Raw genomic sequence first — 16,618 nt, forward strand, 5'->3', positions numbered from 1 at the left:
CCGAATAAATGCAATAAATCGTAAGCAACCCGGCGTCTCCTAGTCCCCCGGTTTCCGGCAACGGATATTCACTAAATCCGGGGACAACGGTAGGCCGGGATTCTTGTAATATGCTATGAAGGAATCATCCACCCTAGCGAAGGAGATGAAGTGCCGATGGAGCCGATTCGAAAAGATGAGATTGATGCGCAAGAATGCGGGAGCGTAACTCCCAAGTCCAAGCCATGTCCACGGCCCAAACCTGGAGAGGCAGCCGGAGGCTGCTCCTTCGACGGAGCACAAATCACATTACTGCCTATAATGGATGCCGCACATCTTGTCCATGGACCTATTGCCTGCGCCGGTAACAGTTGGGAGAGCAGAGGGACTCTTACGAGCGGTCCCTCACTTTCTCAATATGGCTTCGCTACAGATTTGAACGATACCGATATTATTTTTGGCGGTGAGAAGAAATTACGTGATAGCATCAACTATATTGCCGAGCGCTTTGCGCCTCCGGCAATATTTGTATATGCGACCTGTGTAACGGCATTGATCGGTGAGGATATGGACGCGGTATGTAAGGAAGCGGCTGAACGGTTAGCCATTCCGGTTATTCCGGTGAATAGTCCCGGATTCGTTGGCAGCAAGAACCTTGGAAATCGCTTGGCAGGCGAGGCATTACTTCAGTACGTTATCGGTACAGGTGAACCTGAGCGGGAGATTCCGCTGGGTGTGAATTTGATTGGTGAATATAATATTGCCGGTGAGATGTGGGATATCGAGAAGTTGATGAATAGCGCAGGAATTACGCTTATGTCTCGTATTACAGGAGATGCCAGATACAAAGAAATCACATGGGCACATCGAGCTAAGGTCAATATGGTGGTCTGTAGCCGCGCTTTGCTTGGTTTGGCTAAAGAAATGGAATCCAGATATAACATCCCCTACTTTGAGGGTTCATTTTATGGGGCTAAGGAGACGACTTATTCCTTACGGCAGATGGCCTTTCTGATGAATGACCGCGAGATGGAGCGGCGGGTAGATCGGCTGACGGAACGCGAGGAGAGTCGTCTGATACAGGATCTGCGTCCCTACCGCAAGCTGCTGAAAGGTAAGAAAGCGGTGCTGTATACAGGTGGTGTAAAAAGCTGGTCCATTATATCTGCGCTGAAGGAGTTAGGGGTTCAGGTGGTTGGCGTGGGCACTAACAAAAGCACAGAAGATGATGTACGGCGTATTGCCGATCGGGTAGGTGACGATACCGAGTATATTCCTGAAGGGGGAGCCAGTCGGATTATCAAGACGGTACGGGAGCGCAAAGCTGATATTATGATTGCTGGCGGACGGAATATGTATGTTGCAATGAAGGAGCAAATTCCGTTCATCGACATTAATCAGGAAAGACATAAAGCCTATGCAGGTTATGAGGGGCTGCTCAGGCTAGCTAAGGAACTGACTTATTCACTTGCTAATCCGATCTGGAAGCTGGCCGCAAGTCCGGCGCCATGGGATAAGGAGGACCCTTATGACCATTAATAAAAGGAAGAAACCAACTTCTGTTAATCCGATTAAGATCGGCCAGTCGCTGGGGGCTGTGCTGGCGATGCAGGGCTGTTATCGGGCGATGCCGATTGTGCACGGCTCGCAGGGTTGTTCTGCTTTTTCCAAAGCGCTGTTAACCCGGCATTTTCGCGAGCCGATTGCGGTACAAACATCAGCACTGCAAGAAATGGATGTTATTTTTGACGCGAATCGTAATTTGGAGGAAGCACTCAATACGGTCCTTAGCAAACATCGCCCAGATATTATCGGCATAATTGGAACGGAACTGACTGATGTAGCTGGAGTAGACTATCAATCGATGTTGAAGTCGTATAAAAGAGAACGGAATATGCGCGGAGGCCTCGCTTTTTCAGTGACGCTGCCAGATTTTCGCGGTTCGCTTGAATCCGGCTTCAGCTCCACAGTAGAAGCGATGATTGATGAGATGATTCAACAGGTAGGTCCTCGGGGGTCAAGGAATGTGAATACCCGCCAAATTACGCTGCTGCCCGGATCTTTTCTGACACCGGGTGATGTGATGGAATTGAAGGAAATTATCTCAGCTTTTGGCTTTGAGGTTATCGCCGTACCTGATATTTCAACTTCTTTATCGGGTCATTTACTGACTGGGTTCTCTCCGCTGACAAGAGGTGGCGTGCCGCTCGATTCGATGCTGCAAAGTTTGCAATCCGGCCTTACTATTGCGATCGGTGGAAGCATGGAGCGTCCGGCAAGAAGACTGCATAACGCGCTCGGTACACCCTACAAGGTATTTCAGGGAGCAATGGGATTAAAGGCCGCAGATGAACTGCTGCATTTCCTGCATCAGATCAGTGGGGAGTCGGTGCCACTGCGATACTGTTGGCAACGGGAGAATCTGCTCGATAGTATGCTTGACGCACATTTTCAATTTGCCGGAATGTCTACGCTAATTGCCTTGGAGCCAGATCATCTCTACTCTGTGTCACAGTGGCTTGAAGAGCTGGGCGTTGAGCAGAAAGCGCTGATAACTTCCTATGAAACGCCAGTGGTAGTAGAGATGGAACGCGAGATATGGATCGGGGATCTCGATGACGCCGAATTCTTGGGCAAGGGTGCCGATTTATGGATTGGAAATTCTCATGGGATTAGCGGAGCTGAACGGATTGACGCCGCTTTTATGCCAGCAGGATTCCCGGTTTGGAATGAACTGGGTGCCTATATGTCAACCTCTGTAGGTTATCGGGGGGCAATGGAATGGACGAATAAAGCAGGGAATTTGTTAATGCAAAGGGAGGCTAGGCATCGTGAAAGTAGCATTCGCCACAGATGACGGAATTAGGGTTAATGCCCATTTTGGGCAAAGTCCAATGTTTGCCATTTACAATGTAACCAAAAGAGGTGGGGAGCTTGTAGAATTGCGTAAGCTTCCGGAAATTCAGCATCAGGATGAATCAGGTAAAATTGACAGCCGGCTGGAGGCGGTTGAAGATTGTACACTCATTTTTATTATGCAGATTGGTGCTTCAGCAGCTGCGAAGGTGACACGCCGCAAAATCATGCCGGTCAAGGTGCCTTTAGGCAGTTCGATAGAAGAACAGGTTAAGCGGCTCGTTGAAATGCTGCAGGGCAAACCCCCGATGTGGCTTGCCAAGGTACTGCGTGCGGAAGAGGAGGAGGAAGCGGATGGAATCCATGGCTAATGAAGGTGGAATGATGAACACGCGGAGTCTTCAGGAGGGAGTAACAGTGAAGCGCCGCAGTCGTCCAGCTGAGAAGGAGCTGGATCAGGACATGGTGGAAATCTTCGTCCGGCGCTTGTGCAATCTTTTGGATATTACGGATCACTTTGGAAGATATGCTACTCTGTCAACTCAGGAAAAGATTGAGCGCTTATTCTTGGCTTCTAAGGAAGATAAGGATCAGTCCGATTTCAACTGTGCAGTTCCCCCTAAAATACGTCTACAGGTGCCCGTGTTATTCCAAGCAATAGCTGGAGTTATGGAGGAAAAAAGTGGTGCCCTTATCCAAAGCACAGCTGAGATTAATGGAGAAGGCTTCGGACGTGCGCTGGTATATAGCGGGCGGATTATTCTTGTTCTAAAGAGCCTGCGGGCAGGTTTTCCTTTCCCGTTTACTTCCGAGGATAAGGTCATTCGATACGGTCTCGCTTGTGTGGAAGAAGGATTAGAATTTTTGGAGAAATATAAGGAAATGACGGCTGTCTATGGTTCGTTTAGCATAGAAGGTTAAATTCGAGTTCAACATATCAGTCACAGGAGGAGAACACGATGAAGCAGCAGCTTGCCGGAGGAATAGAGCTGGAAAGGTATGCTCGGCAACTGAAGCTGCTGGGGAGTAGCGGACAGAATGCACTGAAGGAAGCGACAGTGATGATCGCTGGAATAGGTGGTCTTGGGGGAACAGCCGCTCTTTATCTGGCAGCGGCGGGAATCGGCAAGCTTATTTTGGCTCACGAAGGTATTATTCTTCCACCGGATCTGAATCGGCAAATCCTGATGGATAGTGATCATTTAGGTATGGAACGAATGAGTACGGCGATACAGCATCTAAAACGGCTTAATCCAGAAGTTGAGATTGAAGGGTATAATTCCAAAATTGATTATGATAAATCTAAGTCTTGGGTAGAGAGCGCCGATATCGTGATCGACGCTCGCTATGATTTTCCGGAGAGATATGAATTGAACCGTCTTTGTATAGATACAGGAACACCTATGGTAGAGGCCGCCATGTATGGGTTTGAAATATCATTAACGACGATCATTCCTGGAGAAACTCCTTGTTTGGAATGTCTTTACCCGGATGTTCAGCCCCAGTGGGAGCCGTTTGGGTTTCCAGTATTAGGAGCTACTTCTGGTATTGCAGGTTGCCTGGCAGCGCTGGAAGCCGTAAAATGGATTACAAGGGTAGGGACGACATATGCAGGTGTAATGCATCGCTTCAACTCACTCGACTTCACCTGTTACAGCGTCCATGTTACCCGTAATCCGAAATGCGCTTGCTGCGGAGAGGAAGGTAATCTGTGAAAATTCTCAAGCTATGTGACACGACACTCAGGGATGGTGAGCAGGCAGCTGGAGTCTCGTTCACGAGGGCAGAGAAGCTGGAAATTGCCAAGATGCTGTCGGCGTGCGGAGTAGAACAAGCAGAGGTAGGCATTCCTGCCATGGGTAAAAGGGAGCAAGAGGATATCGCGGCTATCGCAGAGTTGGATCTTCCCATGAAGATCATGACATGGAATCGTGCAGTAGTGAGCGATATTGATAAAGCGCGGGCAACAGGTGTGAGCTGGAGTCATATCTCCATTCCGACCTCGGAAATTCAACTGCAGGGCAAGCTGGGGCTAACGCCCACCGAAGGGTTGAACAAGCTGCTGCATGCGGTGGAATATGGTTTGAGAACGGGAATGACAGTCTCGGTAGGCATGGAGGACTCCTCCAGAGCGAATATGAGATTCTTGATAGAACTGGTGAATGCATTATATAAAGAAGGTATCCGTTGGTTCCGTTATGCGGATACAGTATCGGCTCATCATCCGGGACAAATGGCTGAACGGGTAAGCACTTTATTGGGAGCAGTTCCTGCTGATGTTGAGCTTGAAGTGCATTGTCATAATGACTTTGGATTGGCTGTTGCCAACACACTCAGTGGTATTTCGGCCGGTGCAACTTGGGCTAGTACCACAGTTGCGGGAATTGGTGAACGTACCGGCAATGCGGCTATGGAGGAAGTAGCCATGGCTTGGCGTTATCTGTATGGCGGAGAGTGTGTGGTACGGCCAGAGCATCTCAAGGCACTGGCTGATAGAGTTATTACTGCTTCAGGCCGTAGCTTAGGCGATGCCAAGCCCATTGTAGGAAATTTGGCATTCACGCATGAGTCCGGAATTCATGTGGATGGTCTAATGAAGGAAAAAGCTACCTATCAGAGCTTTGATCCGTCAGAGGTAGGTAGAGAACACCGTTTCGTGCTAGGAAAGCATTCTGGCAGCGGCGGTGTAGTGCATGTGCTGAAACGAGAGGGACTGGAAGTTAGCTCGGATATGGCTGGGCGTCTACTAGAACGGGTTAGGGAGTATGCCGAAGTCTATAAAGGCAATGTCCCGGAGTATTTGCTGGTAGAGTGGGCGCAGGAGGACCAGCAGCGGGAAAGAGACGCAGGTTAAAGTGTAATAGGAGATAAGCGCAAGCTGATTGTACCTGGTGATAGCTGCCGGTCGGTCAGCCTTTTTGACGTTCCTAAATATTTGATTATACATAACACCCAAGGGAATATATGACTAAACATAAATAAATAGCCTCTTACTAGACAAATGTCCATGCCCTCATTAGGTAAATGGAGTAGTATACAGCAGGTCAAATATGGAGGTGTTGGGGTTGGGTCGTCTTAAGCCTAAGCGGAAAATGTATAAAAAAGAAGTGGAGCTGCCTTGCAAAGATAAAAACCGTATGAAAAGAAAAAAATCTTCCAGGAGTAACTGTTGCTGTAAAGAAATTATCGTCAAAAGGCAAATTGTTCGCGTTACTATTCCATTAGGTGCACTAGGTGCAGCAGGCGCAGCTGGAGCTGTCGAGGCATTTGGTGCAGCGGGTGCGGCAGGAGCCGCGGGAGTATTAGGAGCAGCAGGTGCTGCAGGAGCGTTAGGTGCAGTAGGAGCAACCGGAGCTTTGGGAACGGCAGGTGCTCTAGGGGCTTTAGGAGCCGCAGGTGCCCTAGGTGCGATAGGAGCAACTGGACCCGCAGGAACGTTAGGTGCTTTGGGTGCCGCGGGAGCATTAGGTGGAGTAGGAGCAACTGGAGCATTAGGACCCGCAGGAATGTTGGGTGCCTTGGGAGCTGCAGGAGCGCTAGGGGCCGCTGGGACAACTGGTGCAGCAGGGGCAATAGGTGCTCTTGGTGCTGCCGGAGCACTTGGTGCCGCTGGTGCAGTTGGTGGTCTAGGAGCTGCTGGAGCAACCGGAGGAGCGGGAGCGGCTGGATTAGGTGGAGCACTTGGTGCAGCTGGACTTGCGGGATTAGTTGGAGCGATAGGACCGGTAGGACCGGCCGGGCCAATAGGACCAGCGGGGCCAGTAGGCGTTGCCGGAGCAGTAGGACCGGCCGGAGCAGTTGGTGGTGCTGGACCAGCCGGACCAGCGGGGCCAGCAGGTGTAGCCGGAGCAGTAGGACCGGCGGGGCCGATAGGTGTTACAGGTCCAGTTGGACCAGCTGGAACAGCTGGGGCAGCAGGTCCGGCAGGTGCCACAGGAGCAACAGGTGCCACGGGAGCTGCAGGTGGGTTAGCACAGTTTGGGTATGTTTATAACTTGGGAGCTCAGGTGGTTCCAATAGAGGCTGATGTAGCTTTTGATACAAACGGTTTTCTTACACCTGGAATTACACACGCTCCTGGTACCACTACGATTTCCGTTACCGATGCGGGTATCTATGAGGTTAATTTTTCAGTATCTGGTGTAGAACCGAACCAATTTGCATTGTTTTTAAATGGTGCACTGGTTCCGGGAACGGTATATGGTTCAGGTGCAGGCACTCAACAAAATACCGGGCAGGCTATATTTGCTCTATCTTCGGGAGATGTCCTTACGTTGCGTAATCATAGTTCAACTTCTGCGGTAACCCTTCAGACGTTGGCCGGTGGTACTCAAACTAATGTCAATGCATCTATAGTTATTAAAAGATTAGGTTAGTTGGGATATAAACGATGGTTAGCTCTGCAAAGGTAGTGGATAAAAAGGGTAAGGCCTTATGAGGATAAACCGTATGTGCAATTTATGTGAGGGCTGGTCAGCCCAGCCCTTCTCTTAACTCCAGTTAACTTTATTCAAAAGCTCTTGGCCAATTCACGTGCGACTTGAATCGCCTTATCTTTGATGGCATCAGCTTGCTCAGGAGCAACGGACATCCCTTCAACGAATATGCTGTTAATGGAGGGTACTCCAAAGAAGGCAAATAGTTTACTGATATAGCTATTGCTGAATTCATAACCAGCCATCGGTCCTTCACTAAGCACGCTACCAGAGGCTTGGATATGTAATACTTTCTTGGTCGGAATCAAACCAACAGGACCGGTTGGCGAGTATCGGAAAGTCTTACCAACCACGGAGACTGCATCAAAATACGCCTTGAGCACGGGTGGGAATAGAAAGTTCCAGACTGGATTGACGATAACAATCTTATCAACGGCGACAAATTGATCGACTAGCTCACTTAAGCGAGCGACCTTGATTTGAGATTGGGGACTTAAATGTTCGAATGCTCCACCGCTCTGTAGAATTTCCCATCCACTAAAAACATCGGCATCAATCTGGGGGATATTTGATTGGTATAAATCAAGGCGAATAACCTCGTCCTGGGGATGAGTGGTGTGATAGACCTGTACAAATTCCTCACCGACGGACAGGCTGTAGGATGTTGAAGCATCGTGCGGATGGGCGGTGATGTACAACAGAGTGGACATAGGATTTTCCCCTCCTTACTATTTGTATAGTTAATAGTATTTTGATTAGGAATTTAATTCAAATTTTATGTATATGACTACTATTGCTCATATTATCTTCAATTAAATAACAAAGCAAACACTAACAAACTAATAGCACTGATTTATAATTATTTGTTATTCTTCCGGTCTGTGTGGTTAAAATATAGTAATGTGCTCGCATAGGATGGAGGCAGTGAGATGAACCCGAAATGGTGGAAAGAGAGTGTTGTTTATCAGATTTATCCAATCAGCTTCATGGACAGCAATGGAGATGGAATCGGAGATCTGCGTGGTATAATGTCAAAGTTGGATTACCTGCAGAATCTGGGCATAGATGTGATCTGGGTATGTCCTATTTATAAATCACCTAATCACGATAATGGCTACGATATTAGCGATTACTGTGACATTATGAAGGAATTTGGAACGATGGATGATTTTGACCGACTGCTACAGGAAATGCATTTGCGCGGGATGAAGCTGATGATGGATTTAGTGCTGAATCACACATCCCACGAGCACCCATGGTTTATAGAATCCAGGTCATCGAAGGACAATCCAAAGCGGGATTATTATATTTGGAGAAAAGGTAAAAATGGAGGTCCGCCAAACAACTGGGAGTCTTATTTCAGCGGTTCGGTCTGGGAGTTAGACCCACAGACAGATGAATACTATCTACATCTATATTCCAAATTCCAGCCGGACTTGAATTGGGACAATCCTGTCGTAATTGATAAGCTGCATGAAATGGTACAGTGGTGGCTGAAAAAAGGGATTGACGGCTTCCGCTTCGATGCAGTTGCCCATATCGTGAAGACGGAGGGTTTCCCGGATGCTCTTAACCCGGGTGGAACCCAAACTGTACGGGCCTATGACATGTTCTCCAATCTGGCGAATGTACATACCTTGCTGCAAAATCTGCATGACCAAGTGCTCTATTTTTATGACATTATGACTGTAGGGGAGACCTCGGGACTTGGGCCGGAGCAGGCTTTAGATTATGTGGGTGACGGCCGCCGAGAGCTCAACATGACCTTTCAGTTTGAGCATATGTTCCTGGACGCCGCCTCGGCGGGCAGTGGCAAGTGGGATGTTGTTCCCTGGAGTCTGCTTGAACTCAAAAAAATTATCAGCAACTGGCAGACGGTTCTGCATAACCGTGGCTGGAATGCCAACTATTTATGCAACCATGACCAGCCGCGGTCGGTATCCCGTTTCGGGAATGACCTCTTTTACCGGATTCCTTCAGCCAAGATGTTGGCGACTTTTACGCATATGCTGGAGGGTACCCCCTATATTTACCAGGGCGAAGAAATTGGCATGACGAATATCGCCTTCGATTCCATTGATGACTATCGGGATGTCGAGACGTTGAACTATTATGAAGAAAAACGGTCGAAGGGTCTTCCTGAAGCGGAAATTATGGGTGCAATTCATAAAAAAAGCCGGGACAACGCCCGCACCCCGATGCAGTGGGATGATGGTGACGAGGGTGGATTCACGACGGGTGTCCCCTGGATTAAAGTAAACTCGAATTATATGGAGATCAACGCAGCGAACGCAGTTAAGGACCCGGATTCGATCTACAATTATTACAAAAAATTGATTGAGCTCCGCAAAAAGCATAAGGTTATTGTGTATGGTGATTATAAGCTGCTGTTACCCGAAGATACCGAAATTTATGTTTACACCCGGACGCTGGAGGATCAACAACTGCTGGTCATTTTGAATTTTTTTGAGCGGGAACCTGTATTCGAGCTACCGCCCGAGATTACACCGGGGACTCTAGAGCTGCTGATATCCAATTATACGCCCCAAAAAGAAGAGAATTTAAGCTACCTGAAGCTTCGTCCGTACGAGGCTAGGGTTTACCTACGGAGGTTATACAGTGTCTGAGAATTATATATATTCAGGATCTTCCCCTGACAGTAGCCGCCTTAGTCTTCAAGCTGACTGCGAGAGCTGCTTTGGTTTGTGTTGTGCCGCATTGCCCTTTGCAACTTCGTCAGACTTCGCGATGGATAAAGAAGCAGGCAATCCCTGTGTGAACATGCAGACAGACTACCGCTGCGGCATCCACGACAACCTCCGGCAGTTGGGCTTTCGAGGCTGTACAGTGTATGACTGCTTCGGCGCTGGGCAAAAAGTCTCCCAACACACCTTCGGTGGTAACGACTGGCAGCAGGTTCCAGCCTCTGCGAAGCAAATGTTCGAGGTGTTCCCGATCATGTGGCATCTCCATGAGCTGCTGTGGTATCTTACCGAATCGCTTACGTTGCAATCGGCTTATCCGATTCACGGTGCACTCAGCGCTGCACTAAATGAGACGGAACGTCTCACGCTCCTTAATGCAGACTCTCTTATGGAGTTGGACGTGGCAGCCCATCGAGCAGCTGTGAACGCCCTACTCCTAAAGACCAGTGAACTCGTGAGAACTGAAGCTCGTCGTCAGCACAAGAATAGCTCTGGGCGTCAGAAAACCTATAACCGAGGAGCTGATCTCATCGGTGCCAAGCTCAGAGGAGCCGATCTTAGAGGGGCCAACTTAAGAGGGGCTTACCTTATTGCCGCTGACCTCAGAAATGCTGATCTCAGAGTAGCTGATCTCATTGGGGCTGATTTACGAGACACTGATCTCAGAGGTGCCAACCTCACGGAGAGTCTCTTTCTGACCCAAGCCCAGCTCAACGCGGCGAAGGGTGATGCCAACACATTGTTGCCCCCGGCCTTTACTCGTCCAACTCACTGGTCCACAAAGTTAGATAAGCTTGTTTAAGCCGATGATATCGCCCTTTTACTTAAAAATTACAAAGATATATTCGTAGAAAATCTGGAGAAATAAGGGATTATTTTGAGTTTACGAGGAAAAGGCGGTACAATTGCGTTACATAATCATACATAGAGTGGTGTGGCAGGAAGCAGCCTGCGGGAGGAGAAGCAACATGAGCGAATGGTATGAAGAGAGCTTTGGAGAGGATTATCTGATCGTATATAAACACCGGGACTTCGGTGGAGCGCGTCGGGAAGTGGAGCAAATGATCGGCTGGCTGGATCTGCCCCTCGGTGCTAAGGTGCTGGATTTATGTTGCGGTATGGGACGCCATTCACTGGCGCTCTCAGAAGCAGGATATGAGGTTACCGGTGTGGATCTGTCAGAGCCTTTGTTGCGCGAAGCACGTTCCCAGGATGGCGCTGAAGAAGTCACCTGGGTGCGCTCTGATATGCGAAGATTGCCGCTCGAAGGTGGCTTCGACGCAGTGGTCAATCTGTTCACCTCTTTTGGTTACTTTGAAGAAGATGAAGAACAGGTAAAGGTGCTGCGTGAAATCCACCGCATGCTAAAGCCTGGTGGAAAGTTCATTATTGATTTTCTGAATCCTGCTCATGTGATTCGCCACCTCGTCCCCCATTCTACCCGTGAAGACGGAGAGAACCTGATCGACGAGTCGCGTCGAATTGAGGACGGCTATGTGATGAAGGATATTATTCTTACTGCCAAAAGTGATGGAACGCCTCGCCAATACCATGAACGTGTGAAGCTGTATCCTCTGGAGAAATTTCAGGAGATGATCAAGGAAGCTGGCTTGCAGCTGAAGTCAGTGCATGGCAGCTATAATGAAGATGTCTATCTTGCAGAAGATTCAACACGAATGATCTTTAGAGGCTTGCGCCCATAAATGGTTTCCGGTAGAAGATTTAGGAGAGAGGTTGGTACTATGCCGAAGGCGGACATTATTCCTTGGGAAGGAAATATTCTGCAGGTTTCCGTACCGATAGACTCGCCGCTGCGCCAAGTGAACAGCTACATCCTGCCTGATAAGGATGGAAGGATCACCATCATTGATCCTGGGCCACATGGTCTGGAGACCGAACGGGCTTGGGAACATGTCTTGCAGGAGCTGGATTTGTCTTGGGATAAGGTACGGGATATCGTCGTTACGCATCATCACCCCGATCATTATGGTTTGGCTGGCTGGCTGGTTGCAATCCCGTTGTGAATGTAAGGTTTGGATGTCGGAACGTGCTCATGCTGAGGCTGCGCTGATGTGGGGCCAGACAGCTAGTATGAATAAAGTCTTGCCTCTTTATTTTGCCGGGCACGGAATGCCGGAGCATTTGACGAGTGGAATTAGGGATCATTTGGAGAGCTTCGAGCCTCAGGTCACACCCCAGCCAGACGTATCCTATATTAATCCTATAGAGCCTTTTAGAATGGGCAACCGAGAGTGGCTGCCACTAGTTAGTGGCGGGCATGCGCCAGGGCATGTGTCATTCTATCATGGCGAAAGTGGGCAAATGTTGTGTGGCGATGCTGTACTGCCGCAAATCTCCCCCAATGTCAGCCTGCTGCCGGGCAGTGATCCGCAGCCGCTGCTGACTTTCCTGCAGGGGCTGAGGGAGCTCCGCAGCTATAGGGTCAACATGGCGTTCCCAGGCCACCGCGAGCCATTTACTGACTTCGCAGGCAGGATCGACAGTTTGCTCCTTCATCATGAGGAGCGGCTGGAGACGGCGGAAAGCTTGCTTGCCAGCGGTCCTTTAAGTGCCTTCGCCGCTTGCGAAGCGCTCTTCCGCAGCCGGGTATCCACTGTGCATCAGCTGCGTTTTGCCATGAGTGAGACATTGGCTCACTTGGTGGAACTGGTGCGCAGGAAGCGGGCAATAGTGACCGAATTGGGCGGTTTGATTGTATTTGCGCCGACAAACACAAGTAATATTAGCAAGGATTAGCCCGTATCCTAATCGCAAATAAGCCATCCTTCACAACAGAGTGAGGGATGGCTTATTTGCTGGTTCCTGTTAGAAGGACTTCGAATGAGACTCATCACTATCCTCAGGCGTATGTGGCAATCCAAGCTGTTGCTCACGCTCTGCCTGCTTACGATGTGCAATCCGGCTGCTGGCAGCAGCGGCTACGGCTCCCACTATATCATCAAGATAGGTGTGGATTTGCCCAGTGGTTTTGTCGTTCAGGCGTTCTAGCACACCGGGCTTCAACTTGTCCACATAGCCATAGTTAGTAAAGCCTATACTGCCGTACACGTTAACGATAGAGAAGGCTAGAATTTCATCTACTCCGTACAATCCTTCATCATTTTGGATCATTTCTTGCAGAGGAGAGAATAGCTTGCCCTCTTCAGCGAGTACATCCAATTGAATGCCGGTTAGCACCGCATTTTGCACCTCTCGCTTGCTCAGCACCATCTCTACGTTATGAATACATTCCTCCATGGTTAAATTCGGATAATATTTCTTTTGTAGCAGGATGACAAGCTCGGCAATTTCCTCCAATCGTACACCCCGTTTAATTAGCCAAGCATTAGTCGCTTCTGCGACGGATTTACTGTTCAGGCTGTAAGGCATTTTGGCATCACCCATAATCAGTCCCCTCTCCATCCACAATTTAGGATAAGCTGTTGTTATTTTTTGGACAAAGGTCTCGTATATATAGCAGTACAAAGGACATCTAATCTTGAAAGGGGAAATAAATGATGAAATCTATGAAGCAAATCCGTGGAGCCTCCGTTGCTTGCCTGCTGGCAGTTCCGCTGGTTCTGTCCAGTTGCAGCCTGTTTGGATCGGAATCAGCCTCTGTAGATCCGCCGCCAAGCGAGGTAGAAGCGCAAATGCTACAGGTAAGCGGTGAGACAACCTTAGACACCGGAGTTCTGGGTCCGGTAGCTGAGGAGGATGCACAGACGGTTGCGAGTGATGGTGGTAAATTGTCTTCTGGGAACAGTGCTTCGGGATCACTTACGACTGTATTTCTGAAGGACGATAACGGATTACTTGCTCCAGTATCGCTCAGTTTGCCCAAAAGCGACGAAACTACCATGCTTAAGGATTCGCTAACCGCACTGGTGAGCAAAGGGGCTTATGCCTCATCAGTACCCAATGGGTTCCAGGGAATTCTTCCAGCGGGTACAGAAGTAAAAAATGTTACGGTAGACAAATCGAGCGGATTGGCTGTAATCGAGTTTAACAAGAACTTTAACGCTTATGATGCTGCGGATGAGCGCGAAATACTAGAGGCGATCACCTGGACACTGACCGGAGAGAGTGGAATTAAAGGTGTTCAGCTCTGGGTAGACGGCAAAAAGCTTACCGAGATGCCCTTGAAAGGAACTCCACTGGACCGACCACTGTCGCGCAGCATGGGAATAAATCTGCCGAAGCACACTCAGCTTCTTATGAATTCGAGTGCAGTTACCGTATATTTTTCCGCTGCTTCGCCTGACGGTATTCAGTATTATGTTCCAGTTACCCGTTTTGTACCCGCTGGGCAGGATACTTTGAAGGCAGCATTGAATGAACTGATTACTGGCCCTGAGTCTGGAGATGGTCTGGAGATGGTGATGACGCAGGGCACCGTGCTGGATGCTGTAGAAGCCGGGCAGAACGGTGTAGTCACAGTCTCTTTGACTGACGATATGTTTGCTGACGGAAAGGGTGTGCCTACAGAAATGCTGGAATCCGTGGTGTTGACGGTCGCCCAGAATACAGAGGATGCCTTGGTCCAGATTCGGATGAATGGCAAAGATACAGTTACGGGTACTGATAATATTGACTATGGGAAGCCGGTGTCAGCACCGGATTATGTGAACGAACTTCCGCTATAGAATGACCCGACCGGGTTGGAAAGATGCTTTTGTGCCTGCTCTTTGGTAGAATAAAGGGTAAGATGTGCCTCCCCTGGCAGTTCACTGCGGGAATATAAGGGGAAGCAGAACGAACACTAAACTTTTAGCTACTTACAATGTAGGAGGCAGAAATGATGAGATCAAACGGGAGAAACGACGACCAACTCCGGCCGCTGACGATAACGACCCAAACGAATAAATATGCTGAGGGCTCCGTGCTTATTGAAATGGGGGACACCAAGGTTATATGTACGGCAACTGTTGAGGAGAAGGTTCCTCCATTTCTCAAAGGACAGGGAAAAGGCTGGGTGACAGCCGAATATTCCATGCTTCCTCGGGCCACGCAAACGCGCAACCAGCGTGAAGCCGCTCGCGGCAAGCTTACGGGTCGCACCATGGAGATCCAACGGCTGATCGGCCGGGCGCTTCGTTCCGTAGTGAACTTGCAGGCTCTCGGAGAACGCAGCATTACGCTCGATTGTGATGTTATTCAGGCAGATGGAGGTACACGGACGGCTTCCATTACAGGAGCTTTTGTGGCCATGAGTTTTGCCATTAATAAAATCGCACTGCAGCACAAGCTGAGTGTATTTCCGATTACGGACTATCTTGCAGCGATCAGTGTCGGCGTTGTCGGCGACAAAACACTGCTTGATCTGAACTATGAAGAGGATTCCAAAGCGAAGGTAGATATGAATGTAGTAATGACTGGCGGCGGTGCATTTGTAGAAGTGCAGGGTACCGGCGAAGAAAGACCGTTCTCGCGTCAGGAGCTTGATCTCCTGTTGGGTCTTGGAGAGAAGGGGATTTACGAGCTGATTGCTGTCCAGAAGGAAGTTCTGGGAGCGATTGCGCTCAAAATTCCCACCGGGCAGCCGGGTCAAGTGGTATAGGATGAAATCTTCGAGTGGCATTCTTATTGTTGCGACGAAGAATAAGGGCAAGGTGCGCGAGTTTCAGCATGCCTTCGCCCCGCTCGGATTAACGGTTAAGAGCATGTTCGACTACGCGGATCTTCCAGATGTCGTGGAGGATGGGGTTACCTTTGCCGAGAATGCGCTGAAAAAAGCCAAGACCGTGGGTGATATTCTCGGACTGTCGGTGCTTGCGGATGACTCCGGTCTTTGTGTAGATAGTCTGGATGGCAGGCCAGGAGTCTACTCTGCACGTTATGCAGGGGAAGGTGCAACTGACAGTGATAATAATCTGTTGCTGCTTAGCGAGCTGGAGGAGCTGAAACTGGGCGAGGATACAGATCAGCCACTGCTGAGCACAGCCCGGTTCGTCTGTGCTTTATCCTTGTATGATCCGGCCACTGGCCAGGAACTGACTGCTGAGGGTTCTGTAGAAGGTTGGATAACGTCTGAGCCAGCGGGTGCTGGCGGTTTTGGTTATGATCCGTTATTCTATTTGTCGGATTATGCTAAGACGATGGCAGAGCTCACACTGGAAGAGAAGCAGAAGATTAGTCACCGGGGCGCAGCATTGCGGCTGCTAACAGAGAAACTGGCGGCTGAACAGCAAGCGGACTGACTGGAATAGACTGAGCGATATAATTACAAATGTTTAAGAATCACAACAAGCTTGCAGAGAAGGCATATCCTTCCTTCTGCAAGCTTTTTTTGAAATATAAGAATTTATATATTTCACACGATAACTTATCCTTATATTTCTCGAAGAAACGGATGCCATCCCTAAAAGAACGGCAAAAGCCGTTTCTTCTTGCTTGAGGATATTCCCCCTAAATCATAGATTTTTATCCCTAGCGCATTAGCCAGCTTTGCCTGAGAATTAGAAGTACCTTCACCCAATTCCATTCCCTTCCAATTATTCTTTCCAAGGCCAGCTCCCTTCCCTCTAATGGATCTAATCCTCTAATCTTCTAATTTAACTATGTCAACTCACAAGTCTATGAAAGATAATCTCGCAGATTCAATTTTTGTTCTTGATAGAAACAAAGGGTGAAGGTGAAATT

The 16,618-nt window shown here is 48.9% G+C and carries 18 protein-coding genes; 15 read left to right on the forward strand and 3 right to left on the reverse strand.

The features are described 5' to 3' along the window. Positions 1–156: 156 nt before the first annotated feature. The 7 genes from nifE (at position 157) to GJB61_RS24465 (ending at position 7,211) form a co-directional block, all read left to right on the forward strand. Complete coding sequence (gene nifE, locus GJB61_RS24435; RefSeq protein WP_154121643.1) at positions 157–1,518, forward strand: nitrogenase iron-molybdenum cofactor biosynthesis protein NifE; 1,362 nt, start codon at positions 157–159, stop codon at positions 1,516–1,518. Beyond that, positions 1,508–2,836: a nitrogenase iron-molybdenum cofactor biosynthesis protein NifN gene (gene nifN / locus GJB61_RS24440; RefSeq protein ID WP_154121644.1), complete on the forward strand. Its 1,329-nt coding sequence runs from the start codon at positions 1,508–1,510 to the stop codon at positions 2,834–2,836. The genes nifE and nifN overlap by 11 nt, the downstream gene beginning before the upstream one ends. Then, positions 2,811–3,206: a nitrogen fixation protein NifX gene (gene nifX, locus GJB61_RS24445; RefSeq protein ID WP_338116089.1), complete on the forward strand. Its 396-nt coding sequence runs from the start codon at positions 2,811–2,813 to the stop codon at positions 3,204–3,206. Before nifN ends, nifX begins: the two co-directional genes overlap by 26 nt. Next, positions 3,190–3,756 carry a DUF269 domain-containing protein gene (locus tag GJB61_RS24450; RefSeq protein ID WP_154121645.1) on the forward strand — a complete coding sequence of 189 codons (567 nt, stop codon included), beginning with the start codon at positions 3,190–3,192 and terminating at the stop codon, positions 3,754–3,756. The genes nifX and GJB61_RS24450 overlap by 17 nt, the downstream gene beginning before the upstream one ends. A 38-nt stretch (positions 3,757–3,794) precedes the next feature. Then, a complete protein-coding gene (locus tag GJB61_RS24455; RefSeq protein WP_154121646.1) occupies positions 3,795–4,550 on the forward strand; it encodes a HesA/MoeB/ThiF family protein in 756 nt (251 codons plus the stop codon). Then, on the forward strand, positions 4,547–5,689 hold the full coding sequence (locus GJB61_RS24460) for a homocitrate synthase/isopropylmalate synthase family protein (RefSeq protein ID WP_338116090.1): 1,143 nt from the start codon (positions 4,547–4,549) through the stop codon (positions 5,687–5,689). The genes GJB61_RS24455 and GJB61_RS24460 overlap by 4 nt, the downstream gene beginning before the upstream one ends. Before the next feature lie 283 nt (positions 5,690–5,972). After that, positions 5,973–7,211 (forward strand): BclA C-terminal domain-containing protein, encoded by a 1,239-nt coding sequence (locus GJB61_RS24465; RefSeq protein WP_195724461.1) that lies wholly within the window; start codon positions 5,973–5,975, stop codon positions 7,209–7,211. 134 nt (positions 7,212–7,345) lie between these two features. On the opposite strand, the gene GJB61_RS24470 is transcribed toward GJB61_RS24465, so the two are convergent. Next, positions 7,346–7,981, reverse strand: coding sequence for an NAD(P)H-dependent oxidoreductase (locus GJB61_RS24470; protein WP_154121647.1), 636 nt, complete (start codon positions 7,979–7,981; stop codon positions 7,346–7,348). Between the two features lie 219 nt (positions 7,982–8,200). Between GJB61_RS24470 and GJB61_RS24475 the strand changes: the two genes are divergently transcribed. The 5 genes from GJB61_RS24475 to GJB61_RS24490 all read left to right on the forward strand — a co-directional run bounded on the left by GJB61_RS24475 (position 8,201) and on the right by GJB61_RS24490 (position 12,733). Further along, entirely contained in the window at positions 8,201–9,898 is a 1,698-nt protein-coding gene (locus tag GJB61_RS24475) for a glycoside hydrolase family 13 protein (RefSeq protein ID WP_154121648.1), read from the forward strand. Further along, entirely contained in the window at positions 9,891–10,778 is an 888-nt protein-coding gene (locus tag GJB61_RS24480; protein ID WP_338116092.1) for a pentapeptide repeat-containing protein, read from the forward strand. Before GJB61_RS24475 ends, GJB61_RS24480 begins: the two co-directional genes overlap by 8 nt. A gap of 166 nt (positions 10,779–10,944) precedes the next feature. Next, positions 10,945–11,679, forward strand: coding sequence for a class I SAM-dependent methyltransferase (locus GJB61_RS24485; protein WP_154121649.1), 735 nt, complete (start codon positions 10,945–10,947; stop codon positions 11,677–11,679). Between the two features lie 39 nt (positions 11,680–11,718). Next, positions 11,719–12,000, forward strand: a complete 282-nt coding sequence (locus GJB61_RS32440; RefSeq protein ID WP_338116093.1) for an MBL fold metallo-hydrolase — start codon at positions 11,719–11,721, stop codon at positions 11,998–12,000. A 13-nt stretch (positions 12,001–12,013) separates the two neighbouring features. Continuing rightward, positions 12,014–12,733, forward strand: a complete 720-nt coding sequence (locus tag GJB61_RS24490; protein ID WP_338116094.1) for an MBL fold metallo-hydrolase — start codon at positions 12,014–12,016, stop codon at positions 12,731–12,733. 69 nt (positions 12,734–12,802) lie between these two features. On the opposite strand, the gene GJB61_RS24495 is transcribed toward GJB61_RS24490, so the two are convergent. Beyond that, positions 12,803–13,381: a phosphatidylglycerophosphatase A family protein gene (locus GJB61_RS24495; RefSeq protein WP_154121650.1), complete on the reverse strand. Its 579-nt coding sequence runs from the start codon at positions 13,379–13,381 to the stop codon at positions 12,803–12,805. Between the two features lie 113 nt (positions 13,382–13,494). On the opposite strand from GJB61_RS24495, the gene GJB61_RS24500 reads away from it, so the two are divergent. The 3 genes from GJB61_RS24500 to GJB61_RS24510 all read left to right on the forward strand — a co-directional run bounded on the left by GJB61_RS24500 (position 13,495) and on the right by GJB61_RS24510 (position 16,176). Continuing rightward, entirely contained in the window at positions 13,495–14,622 is a 1,128-nt protein-coding gene (locus tag GJB61_RS24500; RefSeq protein WP_195724471.1) for a GerMN domain-containing protein, read from the forward strand. Between the two features lie 152 nt (positions 14,623–14,774). After that, positions 14,775–15,536, forward strand: a complete 762-nt coding sequence (gene rph / locus GJB61_RS24505; RefSeq protein ID WP_276568319.1) for a ribonuclease PH — start codon at positions 14,775–14,777, stop codon at positions 15,534–15,536. Between the two features lies 1 nt (position 15,537). Beyond that, positions 15,538–16,176, forward strand: coding sequence for an XTP/dITP diphosphatase (locus tag GJB61_RS24510; protein WP_154121652.1), 639 nt, complete (start codon positions 15,538–15,540; stop codon positions 16,174–16,176). Positions 16,177–16,337: 161 nt separating this feature from the next. Here GJB61_RS24510 and GJB61_RS32260 read toward each other — a convergent pair whose 3' ends face one another. Next, complete coding sequence (locus GJB61_RS32260; protein ID WP_267490842.1) at positions 16,338–16,460, reverse strand: hypothetical protein; 123 nt, start codon at positions 16,458–16,460, stop codon at positions 16,338–16,340. Positions 16,461–16,618: the final 158 nt, after the last annotated feature.

Origin of the sequence: Paenibacillus monticola, assembly GCF_009664975.1 — a bacterium.
In the GTDB taxonomy this organism is placed as follows: Bacteria; Bacillota; Bacilli; order Paenibacillales; family Paenibacillaceae; genus Paenibacillus_AQ; species Paenibacillus_AQ monticola.

Excerpts from the sequence above, each read along its gene's own strand:
- nifE (WP_154121643.1), top strand. The coding sequence starts at position 157 with ATGGAGCCGATTCGAAAAGATGAGATTGATGCGCAAGAATGCGGGAGC.
- nifN (WP_154121644.1), top strand. The coding sequence starts at position 1,508 with ATGACCATTAATAAAAGGAAGAAACCAACTTCTGTTAATCCGATTAAG.
- GJB61_RS24450 (WP_154121645.1), top strand. The coding sequence starts at position 3,190 with ATGGAATCCATGGCTAATGAAGGTGGAATGATGAACACGCGGAGTCTT.
- GJB61_RS24455 (WP_154121646.1), top strand. The coding sequence starts at position 3,795 with ATGAAGCAGCAGCTTGCCGGAGGAATAGAGCTGGAAAGGTATGCTCGG.
- GJB61_RS24465 (WP_195724461.1), top strand. The coding sequence starts at position 5,973 with ATGAAAAGAAAAAAATCTTCCAGGAGTAACTGTTGCTGTAAAGAAATT.
- GJB61_RS24470 (WP_154121647.1), bottom strand. The coding sequence starts at position 7,981 with ATGTCCACTCTGTTGTACATCACCGCCCATCCGCACGATGCTTCAACA.
- GJB61_RS24475 (WP_154121648.1), top strand. The coding sequence starts at position 8,201 with ATGAACCCGAAATGGTGGAAAGAGAGTGTTGTTTATCAGATTTATCCA.
- GJB61_RS24485 (WP_154121649.1), top strand. The coding sequence starts at position 10,945 with ATGAGCGAATGGTATGAAGAGAGCTTTGGAGAGGATTATCTGATCGTA.
- GJB61_RS32440 (WP_338116093.1), top strand. The coding sequence starts at position 11,719 with ATGCCGAAGGCGGACATTATTCCTTGGGAAGGAAATATTCTGCAGGTT.
- GJB61_RS24490 (WP_338116094.1), top strand. The coding sequence starts at position 12,014 with ATGTCGGAACGTGCTCATGCTGAGGCTGCGCTGATGTGGGGCCAGACA.
- GJB61_RS24495 (WP_154121650.1), bottom strand. The coding sequence starts at position 13,381 with ATGGGTGATGCCAAAATGCCTTACAGCCTGAACAGTAAATCCGTCGCA.
- GJB61_RS24500 (WP_195724471.1), top strand. The coding sequence starts at position 13,495 with ATGAAATCTATGAAGCAAATCCGTGGAGCCTCCGTTGCTTGCCTGCTG.
- rph (WP_276568319.1), top strand. The coding sequence starts at position 14,775 with ATGATGAGATCAAACGGGAGAAACGACGACCAACTCCGGCCGCTGACG.
- GJB61_RS24510 (WP_154121652.1), top strand. The coding sequence starts at position 15,538 with ATGAAATCTTCGAGTGGCATTCTTATTGTTGCGACGAAGAATAAGGGC.
- GJB61_RS32260 (WP_267490842.1), bottom strand. The coding sequence starts at position 16,460 with ATGGAATTGGGTGAAGGTACTTCTAATTCTCAGGCAAAGCTGGCTAAT.